The sequence below is a fragment of the Paenibacillus sp. M-152 genome, assembly GCF_003856555.1.
Classification (GTDB): Bacteria; Bacillota; Bacilli; order Paenibacillales; family Paenibacillaceae; genus Paenibacillus; species Paenibacillus polymyxa_C.
In genome coordinates, this window is the sequence record NZ_CP034141.1 from 5,281,863 (window position 1) to 5,298,153 (window position 16,291).

Sequence of the window (16,291 nt, forward strand, 5' to 3'; positions counted from 1 at the left end):
TATAGCGGATCACGTACATTTCATATCCATTTATTCTATATGAAATTGCCAACGTAGGGAAGACAAACCGACAGACTGCAAATAAATCCCAATAACAAAGGAGGCTGTTTCCAGCCCCCTTGTTGTAGCCTCACTATTATTTCGCTGCGCTTGTCTTCATTTCCTTCCGAATCTCTTCAATCCCCTGCTTGAGTTGATTATCATTTTTCGGATCGCGAATTTTTTCAATCAGCTTGGCTTCCATTGCTGCTGCTGTCTTGGCATCAATGATGCCGTTAGTCGTCAGCTTCGCCTCTTTTTGGAAAGCCATAACAGAACTTTCAGTCACTTTGTCAAAATAGCCGTCCTCACGACCTGGTTTGTAGCCCAAGCCTTGCAGAATGATTTGTGCATTTTTTACATCACTGCTATTCATATTGTATTTCAAGGATTTTTCCTTGTTCAGCGGCGCTGCCGTGAAGTATTCAGGCTGATCCACCGCGATATCCGGCTTAATCCCTTTTTTATGAATCCATGTTCCGTTTGGCGTTAGCCACTTGGCAATCGTGATTTTGAGCAGGCTACCGTCACCCATTTGCTTGTCATAGCTGGTTTGTACAGTACCTTTACCAAAGGAGTTTTCCCCGATCAACACTGCGCCAGCGGATTGCTGGAGAGCACCTGCCAGAATTTCGGACGCACTTGCGCTACCTTTGTTCATGAGCAAAGTCACCGGATAATTTTTGCGCGAACCTTTGGATTTTTCTTCCTCACGTTTCTGATTTTTATCTTCAACTTGTACAATCGTTTTGCCGGAAGGTACAAATTGCTCTGCAATATTAATAACGACAGAAAGCACTCCACCCGGGTTATTACGCACGTCAATGACGAGTCCTTTAAGCCCTTGTTTTTCCAGCTTGGCTAACTCTTCCTTGAAGCGTTCTGCCGTATTTAAGGAGAACTGGGTGATCGTAATGACACCTACACCGTCGTTTTCCATATGAGCCGTTACAGTTTCCATATCAATGTTGTCACGGGTAATCGTGTATTCAAGTGGATCCGGAGAACCGTTACGCTGAATTTTGACTTTTGCCTGACTGCCCTTTGGTCCACGAATTTTGGAAACGGCCTTGTTCAGATCCAATCCGTCCAGGGTTTCACCGTTAACAGACAATATAATATCCTTAGCGCGTAGACCCGCCTTTTCAGCCGGAGAGCCTTTAATTGGTGTGACTACGACTACTTTCCCATTTTCAGCTGCTACTTCGGCTCCAATCCCGGTAAAGGAGCCTTCTATGGATTGCTCGAACTGCTGTGCAGTTTCTTTACCCATATAAGAGGAATACGGGTCGCCAAGCGACTCCATCATCCCATTGATGGCGCCATCCACCAGCTTGGTGCGGTCCACATCCTGATAGTATTGTCCCTGAATTAAGTCCATCGCTGTCTCAATTTTGCGAATATCACTTCTGGAGGAGGAACTACTCCCTGTTACACTCGCCAGCAGTCCTTCGCCCAGAGCGCTGTTCCCAACTGTGGTTGTTCCAGTATAAGCAAAAGTGAGCAGACTGCCGCCAAGCAGCCCGATCACCATCAAGAGTACCGCTGTACTTTTTTTCAACATCTAATCGTCCACCGCCTTCTCTTTATCTTGTATCCTATTTCCTCACAACGCATCCATTCACGAAGTATACGTCTAGCTTGTACGGAATATGTTAATTGTATCCTACTCTGTGTTTCAATGCACATGTTCTTCATTGGATATGAACCATTAAAGCAAAACCCTATCTACAACCGGATTGGTTACAAATAGGGCTTACCTTATCTATTATAAATAGTTCATCGGATTTACAGGTTTGTTATTCTCGCGCACTTCAAAATGACAGTGAGGTCCAGTGGAATTCCCCGTCGAACCCACTTCCGCAATTTTTTGACCGCGTTTCACCGTTTGCCCCGTATGAACCACCGTACCACCGTTGCGAATATGTCCGTATAGAGTCCATAGTCCGTCTCCGTGATCAATGACAACCGTGTTCCCATACCCGCTCCACCATTCAGCAACAATGACAACACCGTCTTCGGCTGCATGAATATCGGTTCCCTGCGGAGCCGCCAGATCAATACCTGTGTGGCCTTTAAGCTTGCCGGTTATCGGATGTACCCGCATGCCAAAAGTAGATGAGAGTCGGTAATGGGCTACAGGCGTAGCCAAAGTACCTGATCCGCCTGTATACGTACTGGCTGCCGTATGACTGGAATTCGAGGCGGCGCCTGAGGATGAAGATGCATATCGCTTAGCTGCAGCTGCACGTGCAGCCGCTCTAGCGCGTGCTGCTTTGGCAGCCTGCTCCGCTCTGAGCTTGTTCTTCTCCTGCACCAGCGCCACACGTTTGTTCGCGAGGGCTACCAGCATATCGTTTTGCTCTTCACTGATTTCATCGGATTCAGCAATATCATGATCGTAGTTGGCAATCAGTCTTTGCTTCTCTTTTTCCTTCGAATTCAATTGAGCTTTGGCGTCCTGCTTGAGTGCATACAACTTCTTAGCATTTTTATATTCCGTGTCGAGCTGCTTCTTCTTGCTAACGACCAGAGCCTTGTCCTTTTTATGCTCGTCCAACAGAATTTGATCCTGCTCCACGATCGTTTTCAGAGAATCCACCCGGCTGAGAAAATCACTAAAGCTGGTTGAGGACATAAGCACGTCCATATAGGATACCGTTCCATCCGTATACATGAGACGCACACGAGTTTCCAGCATTTTTTCCCGCGAATTGATGCGATCAATCGCTTCGGCTAAATCTTTTTTAGTCGCACGCAGATTATCTTCCGTTTGATCGATCTGAACCGCTACACGAGTCAGCTGATCACTGACGCTATTAATTTGAGCAAGTACCGTTTTCAGGTTTTGCACGGTTTTATTTTTATAATGCTGAGCATACTGTTTATCTTGAGCAGCCTTTTGCTGCTGTTGCTTCGCAGATTTGGCTTGCTTTTCTAATTGGTTCAGTTGCGAATTGATTTCACTTACGCTTTTGGCATATCCGTCAGAAGGCTGGATTAGCAATGCAGCTACCAACGTAGCAGCCAACACAGATCCTATTTTTTTCAACTTGCACTCCCCATCCTTTATCGCAAAATAACACCGGGCTTCCCCGTTCTATTAAATCGACCACGACGTTCCACCAAATGCTTCTTAGACTTTCAAGAACTTGCGCATGGACAGGGTACTGCCAATAATTCCGACCAGCATCCCCAAAATAACCAGCAGTGCACTCAGCTGAATCCAAATGCCTTCAAGCGGCATAAGCTTCAACATATTGAGAGCGATATCTCCTTGAACGGCTGTCAGCAAACGCTGATAGCCTGTAAATAAAATTCCTACAGTAATAAGAGAACCAATAAGACCAATAAGCGCGCCTTCGATAAAAAACGGCCATCGTATGAAAAAGTTGGTCGCACCGACCAGCTTCATAATGCTGATTTCTCTGCGTCGTGCCAATATCGTTACTCGAATGGTATTCGAGATTAAGAACATAGACATGATCGCCAGTCCGGCGACAAATATAAAACCAACATTGCGGATCAGCTTGGTAATGGTAAAGAGCGTCTCTACAGTGCCTTTTCCGTAACGAACCTTTAAGATCGGTTTTTCAGGATGCAATGTATTCAGCTTCTCAATTTTCTCAGCCACAAATGGAACCGTCGTTGGTTCAATAACCTCTACCACGATTTTGTCCGGCAGTGGATTGCTGTCCTTGTCAAAGCCCTCTAGCAGATCCTTGCCACTGTCTCCCAAATCTTTGCGCAGCTCCTCCAAACCTTGAGCTTTCGTCACAAAGGTAGTTTTGCTGATTTCCGGCATTGCCGCGATTTCTTTTTGCAGCGTTTCACGCATGCTCTGATCGACATTGAGCTCCAGAAACACGTTAACTTCCACCTGACTATCTGCTTGATCAGCCAAGGAGTTGACGTTAAGCACCAGCATGATAAAAACGCCCAATATGAGCAGTGACACAATAATTGAGGTGACGGATGCTACGGACATCCAGCCATTGCGGAATATGTTTTTGAAACCTTCCCGCATATGACGCAAGAAGGTATTAAAAGTCATATCCGTACTCCCCTCTTACCTGGTCTCTTACGATATTGCCATTTTCGATCGCAATGACGCGTTTACGCATGGAGTTCACGATGTCCTTATTGTGTGTCGCCATCACAATGGTCGTGCCCCGAAAATTAATTTCATCCAGCAGTTGCATGATCTCCCACGATGTTTCGGGGTCCAGATTCCCCGTCGGTTCATCAGCAATGATGACCGAGGGATTGTTCACGATGGCCCGTGCAATCGCTACACGCTGTTGCTCCCCACCAGAAAGCTGGGCAGGCTCACGATTCATTTTTTCTTTCAAGCCAACCAATTCGAGCACTTCTGGAACCCGCTTGCGGATCAGCTTCTTGGGAGCCTCTATAACTTCCATAGCAAATGCCACATTCTCATAGGCTGTCAAACGCGGCAAAAGCCGGAAATCCTGAAAAATGACTCCGATGTTACGACGAACGTAGGGAATTTTGCGCTGCTTGAGCTTCCCGATATTAAAACCATTGACTGAAATTTGTCCCTTGGTCGGTACTTCTTCTCTATAAATAAGCTTCATAAAAGTCGATTTACCCGCTCCAGACGGGCCGACTACGTATACGAATTCATTACGGTCAATTCTGACCGATACTCCTTGAAGTGCGTGGGTCCCGTTCGTATAGGTCTTCCACACATCCTGCATTTCAATCACTCGATCACTTCCCGCTGCTTAATCATATTACGTATAACCTAGTATCCATTCGACATATTCCATGCATTTCCTTTAAAAACTTCTGTATTTCATCATACCGTTTATCATTGTAACAAATTTGTTACCTAAATAGTACCGAAAGTTTTCTGCTTTTGGCACATATATATGAATATTGTGGCACACGAAACGCTATCAAGCTTATCAGACAGGAGACATCTGCATTATGAAAAAAATTCATTTATCTGTCATTTGGATATGGTCCGGTGTTCTGGCGCTGGCCGTGCTGTGGGGAGGACTTCATCTGTACGCCGACAGACAAACGCTACCAGAGGGAGTGCGAGTCGGAGGAGTCAACGTAGGCGGTATGTATAAAGCGGATGCTCTTCGGCTGGTGGAGAAAAAACTGGATGCATTGAAGCAACGTCCTCTGCTCCTCACGGACAGTGACAGCAGTGCACAGGATATAAAGCTAACACTCGCGGAAGCAGGGATTAGTTATAAAGCGGACGCATTCCGAAATGCGGTGAAGGCACTAAGCGCGAAGCATCTATGGACTCGCGTACAGACACGTTTTAGCTTTGAGAAGGAGTGGTCTATCACACCTTTCCAGCAAGAGAAGATCTTGAAATCCAAATTTGGAGCTGATTGGGAGGAGCAACGATACGGCATGCCTGTCAATGCGGTGCGTCAGATCGATGCAAACGATCAGGTTCGTTATATTCCGGAGCGCTCTGCCCGGCGCCTGGATTGGCCCAAACTGGACGTCGTAATGAACCAGGCACTCCCCAAGGATTTTACGGCTTCTGAGGAGCCGATCCGGGTGGAATTACCGTTCTACCAGCTGGAGCCGAAAATTACAGTCGACAGTCTGCGCAGCGAAGGTATAGAGCGAAAAATCACCCAGTTTTCCACCAGTCTCGGCAGCAGTTCGGAAGGACGTGTGTATAACGTTAATTCAGCGGCAAGCACCGTCGATGGTTTAATTCTCAAACCGGGTGACATATTCGACTACGGCCAGGTGATTGCCAAGGCTGAACGCACCCATGGCTTTCGTGAGGCTCCCGTGATCGTAAATGGACGGCTGGAGTCCGGCATTGGCGGTGGGATTTGTCAGGTATCCAGCACGGTGTATAATGCAGCGCTACGAGTCGGCTTGGACATTGTCGAACGCCGCAACCATTCCTTGCCAGTCAGCTACTTACCCAAAGGTCAGGATGCGACTTTTGCTACAGGGTCCATTAATTTTCGTTTTAGAAATAATACCGGCAAACATTTACTCCTTCGCGCTGTGGTCCAAAATCGAACGCTTACTATCAAAATTTTTGGTACATTCCCATCCAATATTTCATATGAACTTGAATCTCACACCGTTCGCGTACTGCCTATACCGGTAAAAAGAATACGTAATGACTCCCTATCTCCCGGCTTCTATCAAGTCATTCGACAGGGCAAAGAAGGGTATGTGGTAGAAACATTTCGAATAAAAAAGGTAGATGGAAAACCCGTCGAGCGCACCCGAATCAGCCGCGATACGTACCGAGCCCAGCAGCGCATTATAGCTAGTTATGGCGGTAGCACATCGTCTGAGCCACAAACACGCGAACTGGAGAAACCTATTGTGGAAGATGGCATAAGCGAATAAACGAAAAAATCCCCCTTCACTACTGGCTGGATTGGTTCCAGACAGAGTGAAAGGGGTTTTTTTTATTTCTAAATTACTCGCTGCGTTTACTCAAAACCGAAATTTCTACAGGCTCACTTTCATGGCCGTCTGTATCTTTAGCTTTGATCACCAGTCTAACTGTCGCTTTTTGAGTAAGCACACTGATGCTAAATGTGCCGTCATCTTTGGCTACTGCACTGCCGATAGGCAGATCGTTGGAATAGGCAGTTACTGTGGAACCAGCTTTAGCTGTCCCTGTAATTGTACCTTCACCATCATGCACATCGTTGACTTTCAGTGTACTCGAAGCAGCATTCGAAGTAGCATCCGCGTCAGCGGAAGTGTCAGCATTGCTGTCTGTAGTCGTATCCGTAGTTGTGTTGGTATCAGTGCTTGTATCTGTTGTTGTAGAGTTGTCTGTAGTAGTCGCAGACGTGCTATCTGTGCTAGTACTTGTGCTGCTATCTTCTGTTTCAGTTCCAGAAGTAGTCGACGTATTACCGTAAGTGGAATCTGTCACGTTACCGTACGTGGAATTCGTTACCGTTCCACCAGGAGTCGTCGTCAGATTATCGACAGAGCTCAGGTTGTACCCGGATGCAGCATCCAGAATAGCAACCGCCTCTGCACGAGTCAGCGGCTTCAGCGGCTGGAATTTACCATCCGGATAACCGTTGATGATTTTTTGCTCCGCAGCTGCCGCTACACTTTTCTTCGCCCAAGATCCGATTTTGTCGGAGTCAATGAATTTAGTAACATCTGCTGCGTTACCCGCAGTCAGTCCAATAGCTTTGCCAATGATCGCAGCTGCTTCCTGACGAGTTACCTTACCATTTGGTTTGAGCTTGTTATCTGCATAGCCGCTTATGTAGCCTGCATTCACGGCACTTGTCAGTTCGTTGTATGCCCAGTGGGATGCCGGAACATCTGTGAACGTTCTGCTTCCATTACCGTTTACCTTCACACCGCCTGCATACGTTACGTCTGTCACTGCTGGAAGTTCCTGCGTGAACGTTCCCAAGCTGCGGTTCAGAAGAACGATAAATTCTGCGCGTGTGATCGCCGCATCCGGTTTTACCGCTCCATTCAATTGCCCTGTAGCTGACCAGCGTTGCACCTGATCTCCTGCCCAATGGCCACTTGTAGTTTGAGGAGCAGCTGCCGCTGCGCTGAATGCGCTAAGAATAAGACCTGTGCTCAGTACACCTGTAATTGTGTTCCTTAACTTTTTCCCCATGCTATAAATTCCTCCCTCAGATTGGATTCATCAATCTTTTTTAAACACTTTACCAGAAATCAAACCCAAATAACCCCTAAATTAAAAAAATCGTCCCATATAACCATACCCCCTCCTAATGTAGGATAAAAAAGAAACAGGACTTAATACCTAGCCATTCACTTGGATATGTATATTTGGACAGGTCACAATATACTGGATGAATAATCAGTTGTATGCTGGAAAAGGTCAATGAGGTCACATCCCCTTAGGAAAAGAGGTTTTCTTATGGCTCTTATTCAATGTCAGTTTTATTCGGAAGTTCTTGGTCTGAGCACATCCATGAATGTTATTCTTCCGCAGGCAACCCGATCACAGATTGGAATGGAGGGCAAGCAAGGAGTAGGGCCACATCCGACACTGTATTTATTGCATGGCCTGTCAGACGATGATTCAACCTGGCTGCGTCGAACCTCCATTGAGCGCTATGTCGCCTCCATGGGCCTAGCGGTCGTCATGCCTCAGGTACATCGGAGTTTCTATACGAATATGGAGCAAGGAGCAGCTTATTGGACTTTTATCAGTGAAGAATTGCCAGCTTTGGCACGTTCATTTTTCCCTCTGTCCGACAAGCGTGAAGACAATTTTGTAGCCGGGCTTTCTATGGGTGGTTACGGCGCCTTCAAACTGGCACTTCAGCATCCAGAGCGCTTTGCAGCCGCTGCCAGTCTTTCGGGGGTTATGGATTTACACGCATCACGCACCGATCCTAAGCAAAGTGCTATGAGTCCAGCGGAATGGCTTAACATTTTCGGGCCAGATGAAATACGCGGAACAGATCACGACTTGCTGGAGCTGCTACAACGTCATACCACCGCGGGGACCTCACTCCCCCGACTCTACCAATGCTGCGGTACGGAAGATTTCTTATATAAGGGAAATCAGACTTTTCGTGAAACATGCACCTCTCTTGGAGTTCCGCTGACCTACGAAGAAGGTCCTGGAGCTCATGAATGGGGATATTGGGACGCTAAAATCCAGGACGTACTGGCGTGGCTACCGCTTAAAGGACACTAAAACAGGCAAAAAAATCCCCGGAGCCTTCCTCCTCGCACCATACGAAGGGAATAGGCTCCGGGGATTGTTGTTATGCCCATCAGGGATTTGTCGTTGTCTCCGTCGTTGGAGATCCATTAGTTAGTGCCTTAGGCAGTACTTTATACAAGCGCCACTCGCCGTTAAACTCACGTTCAAGCTGAACCCATGGGGCACCATGCTCATATAAATTCGGATATACCATATTAATCTTACTCAGCGGCATGCCTGACATAATCTTAGGTACAAGGATATAGTCCACATGATTCTCCTGCGGATAACTTAATGCCTTATTGAACGCATAATCACTGGTGATCAGAAAACGTTTGGAATATTGGCTGTAGACGATCATTGTGTAGGCTGAAGCTGAATCAGTCATAATGGTAGACTTCGGCAGATGCTCATCCAGCCAAACGGCAATCTTACGATCTGATTCCTGTCTCACATAGTTCACATTCCCTGTACGTGTGAGAAAGCTATTCTCATCCGGTGCAATATCCGGGCGAGTCAACGCATAGGAGAGTAATCCAGCGGTAAGTAGCAGACTGACGGACACTAGACCAAAGGCCGCCCTCCGCCATCGTCCCTGAAGCTGGCTCAACTCATAAGGCAACCAGGCTACGGTAATTGGGAATACATACATAAAGTAACGAAACCACCCGTACGAGGATTGTCTCATCATAAGTAAAAATTGCAAGCCGGGCACAGACAGGAACAATAACAAAATAATCAGGGTTCCCCACCGGAATAAGCGTCCACTCAACAGACGGATGAACAGAATAGAAAACAATGGTACAGAGTACCAGATGGTTTTGGAAGCAATAAACTTCAAGGCTACCAGTGGATTGGAGAAAATTTCTACAAATTTATCATCATTCAGCAACTCTGCCGATTGGGCCGTGTTCGAATACTCTGAATTCAGGAAATAAAAGGCATTCCCCATAATGAGATAGTTAAAGAAAATCCACAACAGCCCGGAAAAGACCACAGGAAGCAAAAGAAGTAACCAGGTTGCCTCGACTTTATGCAGCTTTTCCCGCAGGGCCAGCTCGCGTCTACCCAAGTTGCGATGAAGAAATAAGATCGCCAAGACTACGCCAACAGCCATTGCCACGCCTAGAGGCACCGCTTCATAACGAGTCCAGAACGCCATGGCAAGCGCTAATCCAGAAACAATCAGACTTGCCGTCATGCGGTCCTTGAGCCACAGCGCAAATTCAATCACTGTCATCATAATAAAATATATGTATAACGAATCGCTCAGACCGTTGGCACCAAACAGTAAAATAAACGGATTCAGTGCATACAACAAAGCCAGCAGCAAGCTCATCCTAGAGCTAAGCCCTGTTCTGACACCTGCCCGATATAGCAGCATTGCGGTCAAAGCAGAAAAGGTAGCACTCAGAATAACAGCAGCCAATCCATAGGAGGCTAATGCCGGAAAGATTGGATACAGCAATAGAATTACCATTTCCAGAAGACTGGGTAGTGGATTCCAGATAAATCCGATGGCGCCCAAATGCGGGTCGCGGCTGTACAGCACATAAAATGCGTTAGCTACGCGACTGAGCGCGTCTGTGTGCATATATCCCAGAACATAGCTAAAATAGATGCCAGCAGACAGCTCCAATGCAAGTATAAACACAAACAGACCTATAGCCATCCATCTGCTTGCAGACATTTTTCGAAAGGACATTCCTCTCGTTCCCCCTCAAACTTCTTGCGGCGGTGCAGCTGTAGGGAAATTACGCCCGACAGCTGTATCCTTTCCTCCGCTACGATGCACTAACATACAATAAAATTATTGCAGTTCTTCATGCTCTATCTTGTACAATCGCCACTCCCCGTCAAAGTCATGCACCAACGAGGCCCATGGCGCCCCCTTTTCAAACAAATCAGGATAGTTCCGGTTCACCTGATCCAGCGGTACCCCTTCTACCAAGCGCGTAACCAAAACATAATCCACCTTGGAGGCGGGCAGATCCGTTAAAGATTTTCCAAAATCATAATCACTCGTGATCATAAACTTCTTCGGAATTTTACTGCTCAAAATGATCGGATAGGCCGTATAAGAATCAGTCAAAATGAGAGATGAGCCATAATGTTCATCCAGCCATGACCCTATTTTCCGTTCAACAATTTGCCGAGTATAGCTTTCATTACCACTATGCGTCAGATAGCTATGCTCATCCGCCGCAATTGCGGGGTTCGTCAGTGCGTAGGATAACAAGCCTACTGTTACCAACATTCCTGCCGTTACCAGTGAGATTCCGATCCCCCGCATTTTCCCCTTCAACAGACTAAGCTCATACGGCAGCCAAGCAACCGTAATTGGGAATACATACATAAAATATCGGAACCAGCCAAACGAAGAATGCTTAAGCATCAGTAAAAGCTGAAGCCCGGGTACCGATAAAAAGATAGCCAGCAGCGTTAACGTGCTCCAACTCCACAGACGTTTGTCCAATAGGCGTATAAGCAAAATGGCAATTAACGGAGCCGCATACCATAAGGTTCGTTGCCCGACAAACTTTAGCATCAGTACAGGATGAGCAAACATTTCCACAAAGCGTTGATCCTCCAGCAAAGCCGCTGATTGTGTGGAATTGGAATACTGCGAACGTAAAAAGTAAAGCGGGTCGCCCATGATAATCCAGTTAAAAAAGAGCCACAGTAAACCCGAAAAGACAAGCGGCAGCAACAATAGAAGCCATGTCGCTTCTACCTTGTACAGGCGCTCTTTTAAAGACAATTGCGTTCTAACGCTCTCTCTGTTTGTACGCCACCGATGCAGAGAAAAAATCGTCAGTAATACGCCCAAAGCCAGCGCAACCCCCAGGGGAACTGCTTCATAGCGAACCCAAAATGCCAATGCAAGCGCAAAACCGGATACGATCAAATTCGCCGCCTTGCGATCCTTAAGCCACATACAGAATCGACTCACTGTCAGCAGTATAAAAAAGATATATGGCGAGTCACTCAAGCCGTTGAAGCCAAACAGAAACATAAACGGATTCAGTGAAAATAACAGCGCAATCAGCAAACTGGTTGCACCGTGAAGCCCTAGTTCTTTTCCCGTCCCGTACAATAATGCTGCACTCGCCCCAGCAAACAGGCTGCTCACAATCACTGCTGCCAGCCCATGGGAAGCGAGTGCGGGAAACAAAGGATAGAACAACAGCACAATGAGTTCCATCAAACTCGGTAGCGGATTCCACACAAACCCAATAGCACCCAAATGTGGGTCACGACTATAGAGTACATAAAATGCATTAGCTACTCGACTGAGCGCATCGGTATGCATATAGCCAAGATGCCATGCAAAATAAACACCCACGGCTAATTCTAGAGCAGCAATACAAGCAAACAATGACAACAACTTTCCATGTTTCCTTACGATCATGAAACCTCTTTCTGACGCTGTTGCGGAACGGAGAAGATCCAATAGCGGTTCCAGATATAATTATGAACTGGCACGATGATGGTAGTTAAGACTTCACCGATCAGATATGACCAACCAATCCAGTGAATGGTTACGTACATCAGAGCGGCATTCAGGAGCAAGCCGCAGGTACAGACCAATAAATATTTAAGAAACTGAGTGCGGCTTCCTTCGCCGGTAGGCTCGAACGTCCAGTTACGATTCAGCACATACGAAACGAGCAGCGTAACGATAAAACCTATGGTAGTAGCCGTTACTGCAGGTATTGCAAACAACTCCACCAGCAGCACAAGCACACCGACGTGAATGCCTGTACCCAGCAGTCCGACAATACCGTATTTAATGATTGGATACTTTAGATACGAACGTCTGATCATGTTGATTAAACTCCCTATCCACCCACAATCGGTCAGCATTCGCCCGTTTGTCTGCAATTAGATAACGGGGTCTGGCTTTGACTTCGTGATATATGGCGGCAATATATTCTCCTACCACTCCAATCGACAGCATGAGTACACTACCGATAATCAAAAGCAGTAAAATGACAGTGGTAAACCCGGTCACAGCATCACCCGTTATTTTGTGCATTAAGGTTTGAATCCCCAACACGACCGAAATCAGCATGAAAATGAGACCCATTAAACTCACTACCCGCAAAGGTACCGTCGAGAACGAAACGATCGCTTCCGCGGCCAATCGAAGCAGCCCTAACGGACTCCAGCGGCTTGGACCCTCTTCTCGTGGAGCCACCCGGAATGTAATCTGGGTTTTACGAAAACCGAGCCAGGCGGTCATCCCGCGAAAAAACGGCATACGCTCTGGCATCGCCATCCAGGCATCCACCACTCGTCGATCCAGCAGCTTATAATCGGAGGCATCTTTGAGATTAAAGCCCGTCAAGCGATTCAAAGTCGCGTAGAACAAAGAAGCTCCGAGCTTTTTGCCTACAGACTCTTCTCCCCGAAATTCTTTCACACATTCAACTAAATCATAACCTTCGTTCTGCCACAAACGCACCATTTCCCCGATCATTTCAGGAGGATGCTGCAAATCACCGTCCATGACAATGATCGCATCGCCAGAAGCATTTTCCAAACCTGCGCACAACGCCAGCTCCTTACCAAAATTCCGACTCAGCCGGAGTGCGAGCAAAGAGGGCATACGACGGGACAATTCGGACAACTTGAGCCACGTATCATCTTTGGAACCATCATCTACAATAATGAGCTCATAACGTGAGGTGACAACAGACAGCACCCCATCAATCACCTTAAGAGAACGTTCGAGGTGTGAGCCTTCATTGTACATAGGAATGACGACGGATAAAAAAGGGTTTTTTGTCTCCATTCTTGCTCCTTCTTTCTTCATATTCAGGAGGACTGTGCCGGGGCATCATCCAAGTCATGCATATCGGTCAGACCATGCGTTGTTTTCTCCCAATAGAACGGCTTGGTTATAAGCTGCCAAGCTGCTTTTATCGCAGCTATACTCATAAGTACCCAATATAACGGTGAGAGTAGCCCATATTTGACCATCGCGTATGAAAATGTTCGTTCACCGCGCTCTTCCAGCTCACCGATGACCCAATACATGCCAGCCACATTACTGAATACGAACAGAAAGTTACCGATATAAAATTCCGCGCTGGCTAGGTAGTACACATAACCCGGGAACAGCTTGGGAATAAAGGACAACTCCCAGCCAAACCATAAAATAAGCAAGCCCCAAAAAATCGGGTTCAGCAACGGCAACATCGGAGTCGCCAGAATCATTACCTGAAAACCGAAAAAGCCCTTCCAGCCCACTTCGCGCACCAGCTTAACCGGATTACGCATATGAACCAGCCATGTCTGCATATATCCCTTGATCCAACGTGAACGCTGACGAATCCAGTTGCCCACGCGGCTGTTCGCTTCCTCCCATGTGCGGGAATCAACAATGGCCGTTTTGTAACCACCTTTATACAGACGAATGCCCAGATCGGCATCCTCGGTTACATTGTAGGGGTCCCACGCATTAATATCTTTTAATACAGATACCCGAAAATGATTGGACGTACCGCCCAACGGAATAGGGGTATCTAACTGCATAATTCCTGGCAGCAGCAATTCGAACCACATACTGTATTCTTGTGTGAACCAGCGGGTCAGCAAATTTTGTGTACTGTTAAAATAATTGAGCTTCGCTTGAATACACGCATAATTCTCAGGGAGTGAATCAAACGCTGCAATGACTTTTTTAAGTTGGTCAGCATCGGGACGATCCTCAGCATCGTAAATGACGACAAACTCGCCGCGGGCGCGAATAAGTCCATAATTACATGCCTTCGGCTTGGTTTTCGGCAAGCCATCAGGCACGACCAGTGTCGTGTAATAGGCAGGCAGCTTCATTTCACGCAGCAGCTCAATCGTCTCAATGTCGTCCTCTTCAATCAGCAGCCGTACATCCAGCTTGGACTTTGGATAATCCAGCTGCTCCAAATTCCGCAACAACATCGGAAGCACGCCCGCTTCCTTATACATCGGGACAAGAATCGTATAGATCGGCAGTCTTTTTTCATCCATGGCGTCTACCTCTTCCTTCGTGAAGCGAAGCTGCGCCCCACGCCGGGAACCGAGATAGATAATTCCAAATTTGAAAAGCGTCATCGCAAAATAAAAAAGCTGGATCATCATATTAATGATCAGCACTGTCTTCCAGCTGTTCCAGAAGAGGCCGAGCAATGTGATCATTCCCATGGCTGCAAACACCCAGAGCTGTCCCTTGGTAAAGGTGGTCCGCGCCGAATTGTGCGGTTCTTTTTCCAACAACCCGGTTGTGCTTTCCTGCATCATTTCCTCGCCGTAGATTTTACCCCAGAGCTGCTCCATCTCTTCCTTTGTTGCAAGCACTTGCTCTACCGGCATACCCAGAATTTCCTCCAGCTTCAAGCGTCGCTCTTCTGGTAATGGATCACTGACCGCTACAATATAGCGGTTCATATATTGATGGATGACGACCACGCCATAAGCCATTGCCACTTGCTCGGGTAGCTTGTACGCCGCATCCAGCGCCAGCTCCTCACCAATACGCCCGATTCGGTTCTGGGTAGCAATCGCGCGGTACAAATCCGCAGGCTCCAGCATTTGCAATGATAGCAAGATGTCGCCGAGCAGCCCGCCGCTCTTCGCCTGGAACTCGAGCGCTCGCTCTAGCTGCTCTGGTGTAATATAGCCGGAACGAACCAGCATGTCGCCCAGTCTCTCCTTGGATTCATCACCGTCAATTTGCTCTTGTAGCTGCTCAGCTGTAATGAAACCCATCTCTACAAGAATATCGCCCAGTCTACCACCGTAACGCTTCTGGTTGCGGATAGCATCTGTCAGCTGATCCCGGGTAATCATCCCGTTCTCCACCAGCTGATCTCCCAGACGGGCCTTGCCGTTTCGTCCGGTCTGCGTTCCTGCTGCCGCCTCTCCGCCTTCTGCACCAGGAATACTGGAAGCAAGACCCATGGCTGCTCCTGCCGCTGCCTGTTCCTGTCCAGATGCATACTGGACTTGCGCCTCCTGCATCTGTCCATCCTGTATTCCTTCATCCAGCAATTGTTCCACAGCTGCTGCTGTATCATTGGCATTCTGTATAGCCTGAATACGAAGTTCTGTATCCCGAAGTCGTCGTTCCAACTCTTCGATGTGAAAATCAAGCTTGTACAGTATCGGGGCCTGCTCTGCACGCTGAGCCTCTAGCTGTTGTTGCAGTTGTTCGATTCGCTGACGCTCTTCTTTTATTCTTCTCTTGGTTTGGCGAATTGAAACTCCTCCAACCTGCCACCTAAGCTTGTCACCCATGAATTCCCGCCCTTTCAATCCAGCGCCGCTCTTCCGCAAGCGCATCTGCAAGCAGCTGCTTTAACTCGGTATCCCGCTGCTTTTTCCGCTCCAGCGCCGCATGGAAAAGCTCCCGCTCCTCACGTAGCAACCTCTCTGCCTGGATTCGCTCCTCATGCAATGAGGATACCAATCCATCGGCGTCAGAAGCGCGATAACCGATCCAAGCGCTCTTTAGCTGACGCGTCGTTCGTTTAGTTCTCATAATACCTCCCTGGATCGTCCCGACTCTGCCTT

13 protein-coding genes are annotated in these 16,291 nt (G+C 47.4%); 2 read left to right on the top strand and 11 right to left on the bottom strand.

Going from position 1 to position 16,291, the window contains the following annotated elements; all coding sequences use genetic code 11:
* Nucleotides 1-136: 136 nt before the first annotated feature.
* From EGM68_RS23150 to ftsE, 4 genes are all read right to left on the bottom strand, one after another.
* Nucleotides 137-1,603: a S41 family peptidase gene (locus EGM68_RS23150; RefSeq protein WP_129550089.1), complete on the bottom strand. Its 1,467-nt coding sequence runs from the start codon at nt 1,601-1,603 to the stop codon at nt 137-139.
* 204 nt (nt 1,604-1,807) lie between these two features.
* Entirely contained in the window at nt 1,808-3,091 is a 1,284-nt protein-coding gene (locus EGM68_RS23155) for a murein hydrolase activator EnvC family protein (protein ID WP_013373345.1), read from the bottom strand.
* Between the two features lie 84 nt (nt 3,092-3,175).
* Entirely contained in the window at nt 3,176-4,093 is a 918-nt protein-coding gene (gene ftsX / locus EGM68_RS23160; protein ID WP_016822951.1) for a permease-like cell division protein FtsX, read from the bottom strand.
* Nucleotides 4,083-4,769 carry a cell division ATP-binding protein FtsE gene (gene ftsE, locus EGM68_RS23165; protein ID WP_007432660.1) on the bottom strand — a complete coding sequence of 229 codons (687 nt, stop codon included), beginning with the start codon at nt 4,767-4,769 and terminating at the stop codon, nt 4,083-4,085. The genes ftsX and ftsE overlap by 11 nt, the downstream gene beginning before the upstream one ends.
* A 223-nt stretch (nt 4,770-4,992) precedes the next feature.
* Here ftsE and EGM68_RS23170 point away from each other — a divergent pair, with 223 nt between their 5' ends.
* Nucleotides 4,993-6,411 carry a VanW family protein gene (locus tag EGM68_RS23170; RefSeq protein WP_129550090.1) on the top strand — a complete coding sequence of 473 codons (1,419 nt, stop codon included), beginning with the start codon at nt 4,993-4,995 and terminating at the stop codon, nt 6,409-6,411.
* A 73-nt stretch (nt 6,412-6,484) separates the two neighbouring features.
* Here the strand turns inward: EGM68_RS23170 and EGM68_RS23175 are convergent, their stop codons facing one another.
* Nucleotides 6,485-7,669 (bottom strand): S-layer homology domain-containing protein, encoded by a 1,185-nt coding sequence (locus EGM68_RS23175; protein WP_090738005.1) that lies wholly within the window; start codon nt 7,667-7,669, stop codon nt 6,485-6,487.
* A 267-nt stretch (nt 7,670-7,936) separates the two neighbouring features.
* Between EGM68_RS23175 and EGM68_RS23180 the strand changes: the two genes are divergently transcribed.
* Nucleotides 7,937-8,725, top strand: coding sequence for an alpha/beta hydrolase (locus tag EGM68_RS23180; RefSeq protein ID WP_129550091.1), 789 nt, complete (start codon nt 7,937-7,939; stop codon nt 8,723-8,725).
* A gap of 79 nt (nt 8,726-8,804) precedes the next feature.
* Here EGM68_RS23180 and EGM68_RS23185 read toward each other — a convergent pair whose 3' ends face one another.
* The 6 genes from EGM68_RS23185 to EGM68_RS23210 form a co-directional block, all read right to left on the bottom strand.
* Nucleotides 8,805-10,439, bottom strand: a complete 1,635-nt coding sequence (locus EGM68_RS23185; RefSeq protein WP_129550092.1) for a glycosyltransferase family 39 protein — start codon at nt 10,437-10,439, stop codon at nt 8,805-8,807.
* Nucleotides 10,440-10,544: 105 nt separating this feature from the next.
* The gene (locus EGM68_RS23190; protein WP_058830182.1) at nt 10,545-12,146 is read right to left on the bottom strand and encodes an ArnT family glycosyltransferase; all 1,602 of its coding nucleotides are present in this window, start codon (nt 12,144-12,146) and stop codon (nt 10,545-10,547) included.
* A complete protein-coding gene (locus EGM68_RS23195; RefSeq protein WP_013373353.1) occupies nt 12,143-12,562 on the bottom strand; it encodes a GtrA family protein in 420 nt (139 codons plus the stop codon). The genes EGM68_RS23190 and EGM68_RS23195 overlap by 4 nt, the downstream gene beginning before the upstream one ends.
* The gene (locus tag EGM68_RS23200) at nt 12,525-13,532 is read right to left on the bottom strand and encodes a glycosyltransferase family 2 protein (RefSeq protein WP_013373354.1); all 1,008 of its coding nucleotides are present in this window, start codon (nt 13,530-13,532) and stop codon (nt 12,525-12,527) included. The genes EGM68_RS23195 and EGM68_RS23200 overlap by 38 nt, the downstream gene beginning before the upstream one ends.
* A gap of 23 nt (nt 13,533-13,555) precedes the next feature.
* On the bottom strand, nt 13,556-16,015 hold the full coding sequence (locus EGM68_RS23205) for a cyclic di-GMP-binding domain-containing protein, MshE-related (protein WP_016324792.1): 2,460 nt from the start codon (nt 16,013-16,015) through the stop codon (nt 13,556-13,558).
* A complete protein-coding gene (locus tag EGM68_RS23210; protein WP_013373356.1) occupies nt 16,008-16,259 on the bottom strand; it encodes a hypothetical protein in 252 nt (83 codons plus the stop codon). The genes EGM68_RS23205 and EGM68_RS23210 overlap by 8 nt, the downstream gene beginning before the upstream one ends.
* Between the last annotated feature and the right edge of the window lie 32 nt (nt 16,260-16,291).

Coding starts and splice junctions, on each gene's coding strand:
- EGM68_RS23200 (WP_013373354.1), bottom strand. CDS start 13,532: ATGGAGACAAAAAACCCTTTTTTATCCGTCGTCATTCCTATGTACAAT.
- EGM68_RS23185 (WP_129550092.1), bottom strand. CDS start 10,439: ATGTCCTTTCGAAAAATGTCTGCAAGCAGATGGATGGCTATAGGTCTG.
- EGM68_RS23150 (WP_129550089.1), bottom strand. CDS start 1,603: ATGTTGAAAAAAAGTACAGCGGTACTCTTGATGGTGATCGGGCTGCTT.
- EGM68_RS23175 (WP_090738005.1), bottom strand. CDS start 7,669: ATGGGGAAAAAGTTAAGGAACACAATTACAGGTGTACTGAGCACAGGT.
- ftsX (WP_016822951.1), bottom strand. CDS start 4,093: ATGACTTTTAATACCTTCTTGCGTCATATGCGGGAAGGTTTCAAAAAC.
- EGM68_RS23170 (WP_129550090.1), top strand. CDS start 4,993: ATGAAAAAAATTCATTTATCTGTCATTTGGATATGGTCCGGTGTTCTG.
- EGM68_RS23205 (WP_016324792.1), bottom strand. CDS start 16,015: ATGGGTGACAAGCTTAGGTGGCAGGTTGGAGGAGTTTCAATTCGCCAA.
- EGM68_RS23190 (WP_058830182.1), bottom strand. CDS start 12,146: ATGATCGTAAGGAAACATGGAAAGTTGTTGTCATTGTTTGCTTGTATT.
- EGM68_RS23210 (WP_013373356.1), bottom strand. CDS start 16,259: ATGAGAACTAAACGAACGACGCGTCAGCTAAAGAGCGCTTGGATCGGT.
- EGM68_RS23180 (WP_129550091.1), top strand. CDS start 7,937: ATGGCTCTTATTCAATGTCAGTTTTATTCGGAAGTTCTTGGTCTGAGC.
- EGM68_RS23195 (WP_013373353.1), bottom strand. CDS start 12,562: ATGATCAGACGTTCGTATCTAAAGTATCCAATCATTAAATACGGTATT.